General features: G+C 71.2%; 12 protein-coding genes and 1 tRNA gene. 3 read left to right on the forward strand and 10 right to left on the reverse strand.

What is annotated here, in order from left to right; translation table 11 throughout:
- The first annotated feature begins 39 nt into the window (after window positions 1-39).
- Entirely contained in the window at window positions 40-528 is a 489-nt protein-coding gene (greA, locus tag AC3RXZ_RS05430) for a transcription elongation factor GreA (RefSeq protein ID WP_243224710.1), read from the forward strand.
- Window positions 529-613: 85 nt separating this feature from the next.
- Here greA and ilvA read toward each other — a convergent pair whose 3' ends face one another.
- Both ilvA and AC3RXZ_RS05440 read right to left on the reverse strand, forming a co-directional pair.
- Window positions 614-1,843 (reverse strand): threonine ammonia-lyase, encoded by a 1,230-nt coding sequence (gene ilvA, locus AC3RXZ_RS05435; protein WP_491493365.1) that lies wholly within the window; start codon window positions 1,841-1,843, stop codon window positions 614-616.
- Window positions 1,840-3,033 (reverse strand): AI-2E family transporter, encoded by a 1,194-nt coding sequence (locus AC3RXZ_RS05440; protein ID WP_243224708.1) that lies wholly within the window; start codon window positions 3,031-3,033, stop codon window positions 1,840-1,842. Before AC3RXZ_RS05440 ends, ilvA begins: the two co-directional genes overlap by 4 nt.
- A 51-nt stretch (window positions 3,034-3,084) precedes the next feature.
- On the opposite strand from AC3RXZ_RS05440, the gene AC3RXZ_RS05445 reads away from it, so the two are divergent.
- Entirely contained in the window at window positions 3,085-4,338 is a 1,254-nt protein-coding gene (locus AC3RXZ_RS05445) for a winged helix-turn-helix domain-containing protein (protein ID WP_491493366.1), read from the forward strand.
- Between the two features lie 165 nt (window positions 4,339-4,503).
- Here AC3RXZ_RS05445 and AC3RXZ_RS05450 read toward each other — a convergent pair whose 3' ends face one another.
- From AC3RXZ_RS05450 to AC3RXZ_RS05460, 3 genes are all read right to left on the reverse strand, one after another.
- Window positions 4,504-5,073, reverse strand: a complete 570-nt coding sequence (locus AC3RXZ_RS05450) for a LemA family protein (RefSeq protein ID WP_243224706.1) — start codon at window positions 5,071-5,073, stop codon at window positions 4,504-4,506.
- Between the two features lie 68 nt (window positions 5,074-5,141).
- Complete coding sequence (locus AC3RXZ_RS05455; protein WP_491493367.1) at window positions 5,142-6,455, reverse strand: D-arabinono-1,4-lactone oxidase; 1,314 nt, start codon at window positions 6,453-6,455, stop codon at window positions 5,142-5,144.
- A complete protein-coding gene (locus tag AC3RXZ_RS05460; protein ID WP_491493368.1) occupies window positions 6,452-7,684 on the reverse strand; it encodes an alanine racemase in 1,233 nt (410 codons plus the stop codon). Before AC3RXZ_RS05460 ends, AC3RXZ_RS05455 begins: the two co-directional genes overlap by 4 nt.
- Window positions 7,685-7,736: 52 nt before the next feature.
- Here AC3RXZ_RS05460 and AC3RXZ_RS05465 point away from each other — a divergent pair.
- Window positions 7,737-7,810, forward strand: a tRNA-Leu gene (locus tag AC3RXZ_RS05465).
- 304 nt (window positions 7,811-8,114) lie between these two features.
- Here the strand turns inward: AC3RXZ_RS05465 and AC3RXZ_RS05470 are convergent.
- The 5 genes from AC3RXZ_RS05470 to AC3RXZ_RS05490 all read right to left on the reverse strand — a co-directional run bounded on the left by AC3RXZ_RS05470 (window position 8,115) and on the right by AC3RXZ_RS05490 (window position 13,171).
- Entirely contained in the window at window positions 8,115-9,002 is an 888-nt protein-coding gene (locus AC3RXZ_RS05470) for a cation-transporting ATPase (RefSeq protein WP_243224704.1), read from the reverse strand.
- A 258-nt stretch (window positions 9,003-9,260) separates the two neighbouring features.
- Window positions 9,261-10,790 carry an NAD(P)/FAD-dependent oxidoreductase gene (locus AC3RXZ_RS05475; RefSeq protein ID WP_491493369.1) on the reverse strand — a complete coding sequence of 510 codons (1,530 nt, stop codon included), beginning with the start codon at window positions 10,788-10,790 and terminating at the stop codon, window positions 9,261-9,263.
- A gap of 35 nt (window positions 10,791-10,825) precedes the next feature.
- Window positions 10,826-12,145, reverse strand: coding sequence for a S8 family peptidase (locus AC3RXZ_RS05480; protein ID WP_491493370.1), 1,320 nt, complete (start codon window positions 12,143-12,145; stop codon window positions 10,826-10,828).
- On the reverse strand, window positions 12,142-12,663 hold the full coding sequence (locus AC3RXZ_RS05485; RefSeq protein WP_491493371.1) for a DUF501 domain-containing protein: 522 nt from the start codon (window positions 12,661-12,663) through the stop codon (window positions 12,142-12,144). Before AC3RXZ_RS05485 ends, AC3RXZ_RS05480 begins: the two co-directional genes overlap by 4 nt.
- Window positions 12,664-12,700: 37 nt before the next feature.
- Window positions 12,701-13,171, reverse strand: coding sequence for an FtsB family cell division protein (locus AC3RXZ_RS05490; protein ID WP_243224700.1), 471 nt, complete (start codon window positions 13,169-13,171; stop codon window positions 12,701-12,703).
- Window positions 13,172-13,189 lie beyond the last annotated feature (18 nt).

A 13,189-nucleotide genomic window follows, 5' to 3' on the forward strand; every position in this document is an offset into this window, starting at 1 on the left:
TATCCCCGCCCTGAAGGGCGTCGAACAAAGGAGCACGCTGTGTCCACAGACGCTCAGGTCCCGTTCCTCACTCAGGAGGCCTACGACCGGCTCGTCGCCGAACTCGAGCACCTGTCCACGACGGGTCGCGACGAGATCGCGAAGCGCATCGAGGCCGCGCGCGAAGAGGGCGACCTCAAGGAGAACGGCGGCTATCACGCGGCCAAGGACGAGCAGGGCAAGCAGGAGGCGCGCATCCGCACGCTCGAGCAGCTGCTGAAGACCGCTAAGGTCGGCGAGGCGCCCGCCAGCCGCGGGATCGTCGAGCCGGGCACCGTCGTCACGGCCGTCGTGGCCGGCGGCGAAGAGGTCTTCCTCCTCGGCAGCCGCGAGATCGCGGCCGGCAGCGACCTCGACGTGTACAGCGAGGCGAGCCCCCTCGGTCAGGCGATCCTCGGCCTCAAGGTCGGAGAGAAGACCAGTTACGAGGCGCCCAACGGCCGCGCGATCACCGTGGAGATCACGGCCGTGGAGACGTACGCGGGCTGATCGTCCCGGCTCCGGTCGATTCGGCCGGGGCCCGCTCCCGGGAGGCGCGGGGCGGCGCGAAGCGCTGTCTCGAGCGGGCGCGGATCTAGTCCGGGACGACGATCGGATCGTAGCCCGCGCGGCGGAGCGTGTCGAGCGTGAGCTCGGTGTGCTCCGCTCCGCGGGTCTCGATGCTCAGCTGCAGGATCACGTCGCTGATCTGCAGCCCCTGACCGTGGCGCGTGTGCAGCACCTCCATGACGTTGGCGCCGGCCTGCGAGACGAGCTCCGACACGCGTGCCAGCTGACCCGGTCGATCCGGCAGCGGGATGCGGATCGTCAGGTACCGTCCGGATGCCGCGAGCCCGTGCGCCACGACGCGCTGCAGCAGCAGCGGATCGATGTTCCCGCCGGACAGCACCGCCATCGTGGTGCCGGTCGGGGCGATCTTGCCGGCCAGGATCGCCGCGACTCCGACCGCTCCCGCGGGCTCCACGACGACCTTGGAGTGCTCCAGCAGCACCAGCAGCGCGCGGGCGATGTCGTCGTCGCTGACCGTGACGACCTCGTCGACGAGATCCTGGATGATCTCGAACGGCACGGCACCCGGCTCGGCGACGAGGATCCCGTCGGCGATCGTGGGACGCGTCTCGATCGCGACGCGGTGGCCGGCGTCGAGCGACGCGACGGTGGCGGCGGCGTTCTCGGCCTGCACGCCGATGATGCGCACCCGGCGTCCGCTCTCGGCGGTCTTCGCCGCGATCGCCGAGGCGATCCCGGCGATCAGCCCTCCCCCGCCGATGCCCACGAGAACGGTGTCGACGTCCGGAGCGTCCTCGAGCAGCTCGAGCCCGAGCGTGCCCTGCCCGATCACGACGTCGCGATGGTCGAACGGGTGGATCATCACGGCCCCGGTGCGCTCGGCGAACTCGGCCGCCAGGCGCAGCGACGTGGCGACGGTCTCGCCCTCCAGCACGACCTCGGCGCCGTATCCCCGTGTCGCGAGGAGCTTCGGCACCGGCACGCCGAGCGGCATGAAGATCGTCGCGGGGATCCCCAGCGCCTGCGCCGCGAGGGCGACGCCCTGGGCGTGGTTGCCCGCGGACGCCGCGACCACGCCGCGCGCCCGTTCCTCCGGCGTCAGACGCGAGAGCCGGTGCGCGGCGCCGCGGATCTTGAAGGATCCGGTGCGCTGCAGGTTCTCCATCTTCAGCAGCACGGGGGCACCGAACGCATCGGACAGGGCACGCGAGGGCATGGTCGGGGTGTGGGAGATCACACCCGCCAGGCCCCGCGCGGCCTCTTCGAACTCGGCCAGGCTGGGGGCTGTGCTCATTGAATCCTCCGTCGCCGCTCGCGCGGCACTGTACTCCAGATCAGGTCTCCGTGCGGATGGTCGCCGGTGCGCCAGGATCCGCTGCTCAAGGTCACCGCGACGACGTTGACGAACGCGGCCAGCGGCACGGCGAACAGGGCGCCGGGGATGCCGGCGATCATCGTGCCGCCCGCGACGACGAGGACGACCGCCAGCGGATGCACCTTCACCGCCGAGCCCATCAGGATGGGCTGCAGGATGTGCCCCTCGACCTGCTGGACGCCCAGCACGACCACGAGCATCCAGAACGCGATCCACGGGCCGTTGTACACCAGCGCGAGGAACACGGCGACCGCGCCGGTGACGACCGCTCCGACGATCGGGACGAACGCCCCGAGGAAGACGAGGACCGCCACCGGGATCGCGAGCGGAACGCCGAGCAGGAACGCGCCCAGTCCGATGCCGACGGCGTCGATCGTCGCCACGAGCAGCTGCGTCCTGGCGTAGTTGACGACGGTGTTCCAGCCGTTGCTCGCGGCGGCTCCCGTGGCCGCCCTGGCGTTGCGGGGGAACAGCTTCAGGGTCCAGCGCCAGATGCCCGCTCCGTCCGCCAGCAGGCAGATGAGGATGAACAGGGCCAGCACGGCACCGGTGACGACGTGGCCGGCGGTCGTGCCGATCGCGAGAGCGCCGGACCACAGCAGGTCGACCTGCTGCTGCAGGAAGACGAAGGCCTGGTCCAGATAGTCCTGGATCTGCTCTGCGGACAGGTGCAGCGGACCGTCGATGAGGTACTGGCGGAACTGCTCGACGGCGGTCACGGTGCTGTCGCGGACCTCGCCCCACTGCCGGGACACCTGCCACACGATCAGCCAGACGAGGCCCGTGACGATCGCGAGCGTCGCGATCAGCGCGATCACGATCGCGAGCCACCGCGGCACGCCCCTGCGCAGCATCCATCCGACGCCCGGTGACAGCAGCGCGGTGACGAGGATGGCGATGAGAAGCGGGATCACGAGCAGCTTGAGCTGCATGACCACCCAGATCACGACGCCGGCGGCGGCCGCGATGAGCAGCAGGCGCCAGGCGTATCCGGCGGTGACGCGCAGCGCGAACGGCACCGCGTGGTCGATGTCGGTGCGGACGGTGCGCTCGGTGGGCATGCCGCCCCACAGAAGGTCCCGCTTGCGGGGGCGCTTCTCGTCCGTCATCCCGTCAGTCTACGCCGGGGGATGTCGGCGCCCGACGCTACGCTGACGTTCGTGTCAGACACTCTCAGCGCCGCACAGGCGCGACGCATGGCGCTCGCGGCCCAGGGCTTCACCCGTCGACGTCCGGCGACCGTCACGGCCCGTCACGTGCACCGCGCCATGGAGCACATGGGCGTGCTGCAGATCGACTCCGTGAACGTGTTCGTCCGCTCGCACCATCTGCCGCTCTACTCGCGTCTCGGCGCCTACGATCCCGCCCTGTTCGAGCGCATCTTCCATTCCCGGGCGACCCATTACGTCGAGTACCTCGCCCACGAGGCGACGTTCGTCCCGGCATCCGACTGGGCGCTGTGGGGCTTCCGGATGGAGGACTTCCGGAGGCGATGGGCGGACGATCCCGACTCGTGGCTGAACAGCAACCAGCGAACGGTCGCCTGGGTGAAGGACGAGCTCCGCGTGCGCGGGCCGCTGCGTCCCGCCGACCTGCGCGAAGACGCCCCGCGCGAACGCGGGACCTGGTGGGACTGGGACGAGGTGAAGCTGGCGCTGGAGCACCTGTGGCGCACCGGCGACGTGGCGATCAGCGGCCGGCGCGGTTTCGAGCGGCGCTACGCCCTCGCCGAGCAGGTCATCCCCGCCGAGGTGCGGAGTCGGCGGATCCCCCGCGAGGACGCGTTCCGGGAGCTGGTCCGGCGCGCCGCCCGGTCGTCCGGCGTCGCGACGGAGTCGGACCTGGCGGACTACCACCGCCTGCGCGATCGTCCGGGCGTCCGACAGGCGATCGCCGACCTGGTGGACGCCGGGGAGCTCGAGCCCGTCCGGGTCCGCGGGTGGGAGCGCGCCGGGCGCCCCCTCCCGGCCTTCCGGCATCGGGATGCCGTGCTGCCGCGCCGCGTCGACGCGACGACCCTTCTGACGCCGTTCGATCCGGTGGTGTGGTTCCGCGACCGGGCACTGCGCGCGTTCGAGCTCGACTATCGGATCGAGATCTACGTGCCGGCGCACAAGCGGCGCTACGGCTATTACTCTCTTCCGGTTCTGGTGGGCGATCGGATCGCGGCGCGCGTCGATCTCAAGGCCGATCGGGCGTCGTCGACGCTGCGGGTCCAGTCCGCCTGGTGGGAGCCGGCGTCGCGTCCGGAGGACGCTGCCGCGATCGCCGAGGAACTCGTGCGCGCAGCCTCCTGGCAACAGCTGGAGCGGATCACCGTGTCACGGTGGGGCGACGCGACGGATGCGGTGGCCGACGCCCTCGCGGCGATCGGTGGGGTCGTGTCGGACCGGCACGAGCATGAACGGGAGTGACCCGTGATCGGGTCTCGACTCGTTGCGCTCGCTCAACCTTGACACGCAGAAGCCTCAACGCGCCTGCGGCGCATTGAGCCCCGAACAGGTTTCGACTCGCTGCGCTCGCTCAACCTTGACACGCAGAAGCCTCAACGCGCCTGCGGCGCATTGAGGCTTCTCGTGTCAAAACTGGACGCGCGGGGGCTCGGAGATCGTGGTGCCGTCGGCGACCTCGAAGAACTCGCGTTCGGTGAATCCGAGTCCGCGGGCGAAGAGGTTGTTCGGGAAGACCTTGATCTTGGTGTTCAGCTCGCGCACGCCGCCGTTGTAGAAGCGCCGAGCCGCCTGGATCTTGTCCTCGGTGTCGACGAGCGAATGCTGGAGCTGGAGGAAGTTCTGGCTGGCCTGCAGCTGCGGGTAGGCCTCAGCGACGGCGAACAGGCTCTTCAGCGCCTGCTGCAGGTGCCCCTCGGCGATCCCGGCCTCACCGGGGCTCGACGCCGACAGCGTCTCGGCTCGGGCACGCGTGACGTTCTCGAAGACCGCCTTCTCGTGCGAGGCGTAGCCCTTGACGGACTCGATGAGGTTCGGGATGAGATCGGCCCGGCGCTTGAGCTGGACCGTGATGCCGCTCCATGCCTCGTCCACGCGGACGTTCAGCTGGACGAGGGAATTGTAGGTCGCCCACAGGTAGACGCCGATGATCACGATGACAGCGACGACGATCAGTACCGGCACGAGCCATTCCCACATGGGAGGCCACCCCTTCCGCAGATTTCCTTCATCCTAGTCGCGCTGCCTGCGTGGCGACTGGACGACGCTCAGTCGCCGAGCACGCGCCGGAGGTGCCGGTTTCCGAACAGCCGATCGGGGTCGAGCCGGTCGCGCACGGCCCGGAAGTCGTCGAAACGCGGGTAGAGCTCACGGAGCCGATCCGCGTCGAGCGTGTGCAGCTTGCCCCAGTGCGGGCGACCGCCGTGCTCCAGCATGATCTGCTCGATCGCGTTGAAGTACTCCGTCGGATCGGCACGCCAGTAGCGATGCACGGCGATGTACCCGGTGTCCCGGCCGTGCGCCGTGGAGAGCCACAGATCGTCCGCGGCGGCGAAACGCACCTCGATGGGGAACTCGATCGTCCAGCCGCGCCGCGCGATCGTCTCGCGCACGGCGCGGAATGCCGGCACCACATTCTCGGCCGGCAGCGCGTACTCCATCTCGCGGAACCGCACGCGGCGGCTCTGCGTGAACACGCGGTGGGAGCGATCGGTGTACGCGCGGTCGCCCGTCAGCCGGACGGCCAGGCGGTTGAACGGCGGGGTGATCGCCGGGACGGCACGACCCAGTCCGCAGACCGCACGGTAGACGGTGTTCGACAGGAGGGTCTCGTCGATCCACCGCCCGAGGACGGGCAGCGGCTCGCGCCGGGTGGATTCGGGAAGGCGATCCTGCCGTTTCGTGAGCGCGACCTGGGTGTGCGGGAACCAGTAGAACTCGAAGTGGTCGTGGGCCTGGACGCGTTCCGGCAGGGTGGCCAGGACGTCCTCGAGTGGAGCGGGTTCGTCGACGGCGCGGAGCACGAACGCCGGCACGCACTGCAGCGTGACCTCGACCAGGATGCCGAGGGCGCCCAGGCCCAGCGCGACAGCGGGCAGCAGGTCGGCGTTCTCGTGCTCGTCCACGCGGAGGAACTCCCCCGCCGACGTGATAAGGACGGCGCCGACGACCTGAGTCGCGATCCCGCCGAATCGTGCTCCGGTGCCGTGCGTTCCGGTCGAGATCGCCCCCGAAAGCGACTGCCGGTCGATGTCGCCGAGATTCTCCATGGCGAGGCCGAAGGGCGCGAGCAGGGCGGGGATGCGGTGCAGTCGCGTGCCTGCGAGGAACGTCGCCCTCCCCGTCGCAGCATCCGCGGACACGAGACCGTGCAGGTCGCTGAGGTCCAGCAGGACCCCGGGCGCGACGGCGATGCCGGTGAAGCTGTGGCCGGCCCCGACCGCCTTGACCTGAAGGCTCTGCGCCGCCGCGGCCTGCACGGCGCGCTGCACCCCTTCCGGGGTACGGGGCCGTTCGACGCGGACCGGATCGACGGACGCAGAGCGCGCCCAGTTCTGCCAGCTGCCGCCGAGTCGTGTCACAGGAACGCCTTTCCCTCGCCGCGGTACGTGAGCAGCTCGTCCGCGACCGCGTCGCCGTCGACGAGATGGTAGGCCTCGATGCGCTCGGCGGGCTCCCCGCTCTTCGCATGCCGGAACCAGACCCGGTCGCCGATGTCCAGGCCGGCCGCGGCGCGCCCCTGCACGGGAGTCTGCACCTCACCGGCGGCCTCACGCGGCAGCGTGCGCAGCCCGGCCGGCCACACCGGCCGCGGCTGCCGGGATACGACGGCGGGACCCGAGGCGATCCAGCCTCCGCCGAGGACGGTGGCGATGTCGGCCGAGGGGCGGCGGACGACGTCGAAGGCGAACGCGGAGGCCGGGGCCGGCTGGAAGGAGCGGTACCCGTCGAACAGGTGCCCGCCCAGCAGGCCGCTGCCGGCGGTCGCCTCGGTGACGGCTTCGTCGCTGCCGGTGAACTCGAGCGATCCGGTGCCTCCGCCGTTGAGGAACTCCAGGGGGGCGATGTCGCTGAGCGCCGTCGCGATCTCGGCACGGCGGCGCAGCAGGTCCTCCCGCGACCGCGCCTGCGCGAAGCGGATGATCGGAGCGTCCGGCCCAGCGTCGTCGCCCTGCCCGGCGATCTGCGCCTCGTACATCTGCAGCCCGACCAGGCGGAATCCGTCGCGTCGGACGATCGTGCGGGCGAAGCGCGCGACATCCGAGGCGGTGAACAGCGGCGAGCGGCGCACCCCGATGTGCCCCAGCGCGGCTGAACGCCAGGACGCGTCGGCATCGATCGCCACACGGATCTCCGGGCGGCGCCCCGGAGCGGCGACCGCGTCCACGAGATCCAGATGGGCGGGGTCGTCGACCATGAGGGTGACGCGCGATGCCGCCTGCTCATCCGCCGCGAGCCGGGCGAGGCTCGCCCGGTCGACCGTGGGATACCCGACCACGACGTCATCATGCGTCTCTGCCAGCCACAGAGCTTCGGCGAGTGTGAACGCGAGGATGCCCCGGTAGCCGGGGATCCTCAGCACCGCGTCGAGCACGGCGCGCACGCGCACGGACTTCGAGGCCACGCGGATCGGGATGCCGCCCGCCCGCACCAGCAGGTCCATGGCGTTGTGCCTGAGCGCGTCCAGGTCGATCACAGCGACCGGAGCGGGCAGGTGCGCGGTGGCGGCGGTGAGCCGCGGCCACCACCGCGCCGGATCCTCCCAGGCGCGGAGGCCGGCGTTCGTCGGGCCGTCGATCAGATCGAGCACTCCCCCACCCTACGACCTCGGTCGCGCCATCCGCCGCTAGGCTGATCGGCACGCCCCCGTAGCCCAATCGGCAGAGGCAGGCGACTTAAACTCGCTTCAGTGTCGGTTCGAATCCGACCGGGGGTACGGCTGTGAAGGAGGGGCCCCGCCGGCCAGAGGCTCGCCGCGGCGCGCAGCGACGAGGCGAGTGGCCGGTGGGGACCGAGTCCCAGCGGGGGTACAACTGTGAAGGAGGGGCCCCGCCGGCCAGAGGCTCGCCCCGGCGCGCAGCGACGAGGCGAGTGGCCGGTGGGGATCGAATCCCAGCGGGGGTACAGCCGTGAAGGAGGGGCCCCGCCGGATGCGTCCGTCCGGATTCCCGTCGCAGTTCGTGCCGCTCAGAGCACGGCGACGCATCTCCGGTCGCGATCCATGCCGGTTTCCCGCCCCGTCACCGGCCGAACAGGCCTCCTAGCCCGAAATCTCCGAGGGCTGAGCCCCACTCCGAGACCGAGTCGCCGAGTCCGGACACCGTCTCGCCTGCGGAGCCCAAGAGCTCGTCGGCGCCGCCGGCGAGCGATTCGACGTCCACGCCCTCGGCGAGTCCGACGAAGTCGACCCCCATCGCGGTCGCCTGTTCGAGCAGCGGTCCGGCGGCCGCGCTCAGCACCGACCCGGCCGCGACGGCTCCCAGCACCCCGAGAGCGGCGCCGCCGGCGACGACGGCCGCTCCGCCGACACCGGCCCCGCCGACACGCGACAGCAGACCCCGCATGCTGCCGGGCCGCAGCGCCTCGGCTCGCCCCGCCGCCCGTGCGAGGTCGTCGGGCGAGGACGACGCAGGACGCTCCCCGGGGGCGAATTCGGAGCGCATCCGCTGCTCGACGTGGGCGCGCTGCTGCGGCGTGAGGCGCGCGAACGCGTCGCGGTGGATCTGCTCGATGCGGTGCGGATCCGCGGTCTGCATCAGGTAGTCGTAGCGTGCGATCGCGGCACGATCGGCTTCCGAGACCGCAGGGGCGCCAGCGGCCCGCGGGGCGGGCGGCGGAGCATACGGATGCGCGCTGCCGGTGCCCGTGGCGGAGCGCGGGACACCGGCGCCCGGCGCAGGCGGCGGTGCGTACGGGTTGGCGCCGGATCCGGCCGGCGCCGGCGTGGATGCCGGCGAAACATGCGGGCTCGGCGACGTCGTCGGCTGTGCCGGGCCGCGCACGGCATCCACGGCGCCGCGCAGGACGCCTCCCCAGTCCGTCGACCCGGACGAGCCGGATCCGCGGGATGCCGAGTTCTTGTCGAGCGCCTTCGAGGCCATGCCGATCAGGCGGGAGATCTTGTCCATGTCGATCCTTCACCGGGTGGGGCGGACGGTCACGGACGCAGGGTCGCCGTGGCGGTCCGCCGAGCGGACGCCAGGTCTCCTCCACCCTCACGGGCCGGCGGGCCGGGACGCGATCGCGCATCCGTAGTGACGACTCCGCCGCTTCGGGAGTACTCCCCTTGCTCCACAGACGCTACCGGTCCCGCTTATGGATCGGCTGGAACGGCGAAGGCCCCGTTCCACAGGAACGGGGCCTTCGCACAGAGCTGCAGATGCCGGTTACTTCGCGTCCGCCTTGGCGGCCGGCGCCTTCTTGGCGGCGGGCTTGCGCGCCGGCGCCTTCTTGACCGTCTTGTCGTCCGCGGCGTTGTCCGCGACCTTCTCGGACTTCGCCGGCGCCTTCTCGGCCTTCGCGGGAGCGGAAGCCTTCTCGGCCTTCGCGGGAGCCGCCTTCGCCGGAGCAGCGGCCGGTGCGGCATCCGCGGCCGGACGGGGACGGGAGGCGAACTCCTCGAAGAACGCGCGCGGCTGCTGCACCTTCTCGAGGTTCACGATGTCGCGGTCGAGCCACAGGTTGTGCCACCAGCCCCACAGGACGCGCCACTTGCGCTCCCACGTCGGCATCGCGAGGCCGTGGTAGCCGCGGTGCGCGACCCAGGCGAAGAAGCCCTTGATCGCGATCTTGCCGGACTGGAACACGCCGGTGCCGAGTCCGAGGCCGGCGACCGCGCCGAGGTTCTTGTGGATGTAGTCCACCGGAGCCTCACCGCGCAGGACCGCGACGAGGTTCTTCGCGAGACGCTTGGCCTGGCGGACGGCGTGCTGGGCGTTGGGGACGCAGAAGCCGCCGACGCCGCCGCCGGTCAGGTCCGGAACCGCCGAGACGTCACCAGCGGTCCAGGCGCCGTCGATGACGTTGCCGTCGGCGTCGACCACGCGCAGGTCGGCCTGAGCACGGATGCGACCGCGCTCCTCGACCGGCAGGTCGCCCGAGCGGACCACCTGCGGGTTGGCCATGACTCCGGCGGTCCAGACGATGATGTCGGTCGGGATGACCTGGCCCGTCGACAGCTCGACGTTGCCGTCGACGGCGCCGGTGACCTGGGTGTCCAGGTGGACATTGGCGCCGCGCTTGGCGAGGTCCTTCAGCACCCACTCGCTCGTGGGCAGCGAGACCTCGGGCATGATGCGTCCCATGGCCTCGATGAGGTGGAAGTGCGTCTCCTCGAACGTCAGCTCGGGGTAGCGCTTCAACAGCGCCGAGGCGAACGAACGCAGCTCGGCGAAGGTCTCGATGCCGGCGAAGCCGCCGCCGACGACGACGACGGTCAGCAGGCGCTCGCGCTCGGGCCCGGGGGGCAGCGCCGCCGCGCGGTCGAAGTTCGACAGCAGCTTGTCGCGCACCCACACGGCCTCTTCGATCGACTTCATGCCGATCGCGTTGTCCGCGATGCCGGGGATCGGGAACGTGCGCGAGACGGAACCCGCCGTGACGACGATCTGATCGTAGGCGAACTCGTACGCGTCGCCGTCGGCCGGAGTGATGGTCGCGACCTTGTTCGCGTGATCGATCTTCGTGACCTTGGCCGCGACGACGTTCGTGCGCTTCAGGTGACGACGGGTCGAGACGACCGCGTGGCGCGGCTCGATGGATCCCGCGGCGACCTCGGGGAGGAACGGGAGGTACGTCATGTACGGCAGCGGGTCGACCATCGTGACCTCGGCCTCGCCCTTGCGGAGGTGCTTCTCGAGCTTCCACGCCGTGTAGAAACCCGCGTAGCCACCGCCGACGATCAGAATCTTGGGCACAGTGCTGTTCTCAGCCACAGAGGGAAAACTCCTTGTCAGGGGGCAGGCGTGCGCTGCGCGCGCGCCGTTCGGATACGCCGGGCAGCTGCGGTGACGCCTAGCGCAACCAGGATACCAGGGACCGTGAGCACGATCAGCGGCAGGGTACCGTACAGCAGCGTCTCCGCGCTGGGAAGCAGCGGTGAACCCGCTTCCGTCGGCGGGTCGGCGGCCGGCAGGGGGTCGACCGTCACCGGGGCGACCGTCGGCGTCGGCTGCGGCACGGACTCCGCGCGCCGGTACACCCGGATCCATTCCTTGAGGTCCTCGGCGGGGTCGGCGTCCACCTTCGGGACGGATGCGGTCACCGCCGCATGCGCGTCGATCAGCCCGAAGCCGTAGAGCGGGTCGGGCACGCGCGTCACGCCGTCGACCGGGATGGCGGTCTTCAGGATGCGGTTGATGACGTTCCCGGCATCCAGATCTGGGTGAGCGGATCTCACCAGGGCCGCGACGCCGGCGACGATCGGGGCCGCACCGCTCGTGCCGTCCCACTCGGCGAGCGTTCCATCGGCCGAGACGCCGAGCAGTCCTTCGCTGGGCGCGGAGATCCCGATCGTGATGCCCTGCGTCGAGGCCTCGACGCTCGCCTCCCCGTGCTGGTTGACGCCGCCGACCGTCAGCACGCCGGGGATCGTGGCCGGAGCGCCGACGATCGAGGTGCCGCTGCCGCGGTTCCCGGCTGCGACCACGACGACCACGTCGTGCTCGAACGCGTAGAGGAAGGCCTCATCCCAGCTCTTGTCCCAGTCCAGCGTGTTGGTCGTGAAGGACAGGTTGATGATGTCGGCGCCGTTGTCCACGGCCCAGCGCATGGCGTCCGCGATCTGCTCGGTGAACGGCACCGCCGCCGCCGCGCCGAAGTTGACCGAGATGGACAGCAGGTCGGCCTCGGGGGCGACGCCGATCATTCCCGTGCCGTCCGCCGCTCCGCGCGCGGCGGCGAGCGAGGCGACCCAGGTCCCGTGGTTCACGTCGATCGTGCCCACCGGGGTGCGTCCGTCCGACGAGCCGGTCCCCGAGACGTCGGTCCCCCCGACGACGGCGTCGCCGAATGCCGCCGGCACCGGCGCGATGCCGGTGTCGATGACGGCGATCGTGACCCCGTCGCCGCGGCTCGTCTGCCAGGCGTCACGGATCCGCGCGCCGTCCAGCCAGTACTCCGCCGCGCGGATCGGGTCGGTCGGCTCGTCGGCGACCGGCGCCGGGGTCGGCTCCGGCGTCTGGGTCGGCGCCGACGTCGCCCCGGTGAGCAGGACGGATGCCGTCACCGCCGCGACTGCGACGATGCCGCGCAGCGTCCTGAGGCGGGTCATGCGAGAGCGGCCCCCGGCTGTTCGCACTGGCATCGCTCCGGCGACCAGCTCGACCGCTCCAGCGCGGCGTCGCCGATCGGGTTGACGCCCGGACCCGCCGCGAGCGCGTGCCCGGCGAGCGCGTGCAGGCATTTGACGCGCGTGGGCATGCCGCCCGCGGAGATCCCGTCGATCTCGGGGACCTCGCCGTAGCGGGCGCGGTCGCCGAGGTACGCCTCATGCGCGGCGCTGTAGGCCGCCGCGACAGCCTCGTCCTCGTCGAGGAGCGCCGCGAGCTCGGGCATGACCTGGGTCGCCTCGAGGGTCGACATGGCGGCGGTGGCCGCGGGATGCGTCAGGTAGTAGAACGTCGGGAACGGCGTGCCGTCCGGCAGTCGCGGCGCGGTCGCCACCACCGTCGGGTTGCCGCACGCGCAGCGTGCGGCGATGCCGATGACCCCGCGCACGGGACGTCCGAGCTGCGCGGAGAGAACGTCGATCTCCGCAGGGGTCGGCGGGGCGAAGGGGGGTGTCGTCACCCTTCCAGCGTACGGGAGGCGCTCCTGAACGAAGGCTCTACCCGCCCTCGGCGGCGGTCTGCGCGAGGCCGGCGCCGGCGAGGGTGCGCAGCAGATGAGGCATCCAGTCCGAGGCGCTCTCCTCGAGTTCGGCGCTGACCGGCTGCTGCTCGCGCGGCAGGTCGGCGGCGTCCAGATCGTTGTCGATCAGATAGACGACCTCGCCGGGCTTGACGTAGTAGAGGCGCTCGCGCGCCTGGGTGGTGATGAAGGCGGGATCCTCCCAGCGCTGCTGCTCGAGTTCGAGATCCGCGATCTCCTCCTTCGACAGCTGCACGGACTGCTCCAGCGCGGCGATCTGCTGCCGCTGCTCGATGTAGGTGCCCAGCGTCGGCACGAGCACCCACGCGCCCAGTACGACGAGCGAGAGCATGATCACGGAGAACGCGGACAGCCGGATGCCGGATGCCCACTCGCGCACGTCGACCGTGCGCGAGGACGCCGAAGGGGAAGCCGGTCGTCTCGCCATGGCTCCCCCTCCGGGTCG

It is taken from the genome of Microbacterium cucumeris, from assembly GCF_058349845.2.